This window comes from Pedobacter soli (assembly GCF_900101435.1).
GTDB classification, from domain to species: domain Bacteria; phylum Bacteroidota; class Bacteroidia; order Sphingobacteriales; family Sphingobacteriaceae; genus Pedobacter; species Pedobacter soli.
Map to the genome: position 1 here is coordinate 79,933 of NZ_FMZH01000016.1, position 361 is coordinate 80,293.

At 54.3% G+C, this 361-nt stretch carries 1 pseudogene; it reads right to left on the reverse strand.

Going from position 1 to position 361, the window contains the following annotated elements:
* Positions 1-361, reverse strand: a pseudogene (locus BLR37_RS25460) (hypothetical protein); the annotation flags it as partial.

The following is a 361-nucleotide window of genomic DNA, read 5'->3' on the forward strand; positions in this document are numbered from 1 at the left end:
GCCAGGGGCACCTGCAGTACCAGATCCCGGAGTACCCGGTATTCCACTGGTACCCGGCATCCCCTGAACACCAACTACGCCTGCATCACCTTTATCTCCCTTATCACCTTTTGGTCCATTAATATTCGTCCAGGTGTTGGTAGTAGGGTTGTACACCCAGGTACCGCTATCGTTGGTTACGATAGTTACGCCTGCACCAGGGGCACCTGCAGTACCAGATCCCGGTGTACCCGGTACTCCACTGGTACCCGGCATCCCCTGCACACCAACCACACCTGCATCGCCTTTATCTCCCTTATCACCTTTTGGTCCGTTAATATTAGTCCAGGTGTTGGTAGTAGGGTTGTACACCCAGGTACCG